3 protein-coding genes are annotated in these 2,104 nt (G+C 57.3%); 1 reads left to right on the top strand and 2 read right to left on the bottom strand.

The window, feature by feature from the left end; all coding sequences use genetic code 11:
- Positions 1-75: 75 nt before the first annotated feature.
- Complete coding sequence (locus tag ACMTNU_RS20515; RefSeq protein ID WP_413937147.1) at positions 76-1,035, top strand: tyrosine-type recombinase/integrase; 960 nt, start codon at positions 76-78, stop codon at positions 1,033-1,035.
- A gap of 109 nt (positions 1,036-1,144) precedes the next feature.
- On the opposite strand, the gene ACMTNU_RS20510 is transcribed toward ACMTNU_RS20515, so the two are convergent.
- The gene (locus tag ACMTNU_RS20510) at positions 1,145-1,447 is read right to left on the bottom strand and encodes a helix-turn-helix domain-containing protein (protein WP_413937146.1); all 303 of its coding nucleotides are present in this window, start codon (positions 1,445-1,447) and stop codon (positions 1,145-1,147) included.
- Entirely contained in the window at positions 1,444-1,791 is a 348-nt protein-coding gene (locus ACMTNU_RS20505; protein ID WP_413937145.1) for a type II toxin-antitoxin system RelE/ParE family toxin, read from the bottom strand. The genes ACMTNU_RS20510 and ACMTNU_RS20505 overlap by 4 nt, the downstream gene beginning before the upstream one ends.
- Between the last annotated feature and the right edge of the window lie 313 nt (positions 1,792-2,104).

Genomic DNA, 2,104 nt, shown 5'->3' with positions numbered 1-2,104 from the left:
TCACTGTCAGTAGCGAACAACAGTACAGTATGATAAAGGACGTTATCATACACTACCAGTTAGTGGGGGAAAGCCATGAAACAAGGACTACAGCTCGCCATACCCGGCACCCGAACACTCCCCGCGCTCTTCACACCGACGCCCAACGCGGCCAAACGATTCGTCGAGTTCTTCACCGCCAACATTCGCAACGCGAATACGCGAAAGGCTTACACCTGGGCGGTTGCCGAATTTGCGACCTGGTGCGAACGACATGGGAGGCTCTCCTTGCAGGCCATTGAGCCAGTCCATATCGCCACCTATATTGAAACGTTGCACCGCCGGCTGGCCGCTCCGTCAGTCAAACAACACCTCGCCGCCATTCGCATGCTGTTCGATTGGCTGGTGGTCGGCCAAGTCATACCCACCAATCCCGCCAGCTCGGTGCGGGGACCGAAGTATTCGACGAAGAAAGGCAAGACGCCGGTGCTCATGGCCGACGAAGCCCGGATGTTGATTAATGCCATTGACGTGAGGACGATCGTCGGCTTGCGGGATCGTGCCTTGATTGGATTGATGGTCTATACATTTGCGCGGATTGGCGCAGCCCTCGCGATGCAGGTGGAGGATGTCTATATTCAAGGTCGTCGGACCTGGGTGCGACTGCATGAGAAAGGTGGGAAGCTGCATGCGATGCCCTGTCATCACAATCTTGATGAGTACCTCCATGCCTATCTCAAGACGGCCCAGTTGACCGAGGGCTCAAGCCCGCTCTTTCGGACGATGCACGGCCGGACGGGGCAGCTCTCCGACAAACCGATGACGCAGGTGGATGCCTACCGCATGATTCGCCGCCGCGCCACCGAAGTCGGCATTCGCACGAAGATCGGCAACCATTCGTTCCGCGCGACCGGGATTACGGAATATCTCCGCAACGGCGGGAAGCTCGAGATTGCGCAGCAGATGGCGAATCACGAGAGCGCCCGCACGACGGGGCTGTATGATCGGCGCACTGATCAGGTGTCGCTGGATGAGGTGGAGCGGATTGTGATTTAAAGACCGATAACGACGGGAATCATGCGCACGGAGCGTGAGCCATGATGACACCCCGCCGGGTGAACGTCCCTTCGACCACAACCGATGGAGGGATGTGTGTTCGACGTATTCAATAATTCACGAGCGCCCGCCGGACCGCTTCCGGCTCACGATCAATCACCAGAAGATAGGCGCGTGTCGCTCCGCTCGGGATGGCGCGTCCTTGCTCCCATTGCTGCACGGTCCGAAAGCTGAACCCATACTGCTTGGCAAATTCGCTCTGACTCATCCCGACTTTCTTCCGAATGCGGGCCACATCAATCTCGTGAGGAACATGGACCACGTATGGATGCGTGTGTCCATTGACCCAGTCCAGAGCTTGCTTGGCACTCGCGATCATGCGCCGCCCTGCCGATGGTGTGTGCTTCTTCATCGCGCCCTCTTTCTGCGATACGCTGCTGCCAGAGCTCCCAACGTGGCCTTGAACTCGTTCCGCTCTCCCTGCGTCAGGTCAACCCGTTCATTCTTCGCAAACACGTTGAGGAGAAACACGGGGATATCTGTTCCACTGAAAAACGTGATCACCCGATATCCTCCTCGTTTTCCTTTGCCTTTTCCTGCAAACCGTATTTTTCTCGCTCCGCCTGTCCCCTGTATTTCGTCTCCGGCTTGGGGATCCTTGGCAAGACACTCGACGATGCTCATCCGTTCCTGCTCCGAAAGACCGGCTCGCTTCGCATCGCTCAAATACGCGTCAGTTTCGATGACCGTCTGCACCAAGCAACTATACGTTATTTGCGTATAGCTGTCAATAACCGCCCGTTCGCCAGCAGCGGTTAACGGGCGCCGATCGTCGGATTACGTACTCGGGCCTTGATTGGGTTGATAGTCCATGCGTTCGCACGGATTCGCGCGGGGCGCTCGATGCTCTGGGAAGAATTCTTGGTGCACATCGTCTAAGTCGGCGCTCGAGGGTTCTCTCTTGAATGAGCCTTGGCAGCCTGCCAGTCGACTTGACCGTAACACTATGGCCGGCCAGGAGTGGCAATTCCAATCGGAGCCTGTGGAGCGGTCGAGAACGTGGCGGGAG

The organism is Nitrospira sp. BLG_1 (assembly GCF_047338595.1).
Lineage (GTDB): Bacteria > Nitrospirota > Nitrospiria > Nitrospirales > Nitrospiraceae > Nitrospira_D.
This window is presented reverse-complemented; position numbering and strand designations above follow the sequence as displayed.

Bases quoted from the DNA above. Each gene is read 5' to 3' on its own strand.
- ACMTNU_RS20515 (WP_413937147.1), top strand. From the start codon at position 76: ATGAAACAAGGACTACAGCTCGCCATACCCGGCACCCGAACACTCCCC.
- ACMTNU_RS20510 (WP_413937146.1), bottom strand. From the start codon at position 1,447: ATGAAGAAGCACACACCATCGGCAGGGCGGCGCATGATCGCGAGTGCC.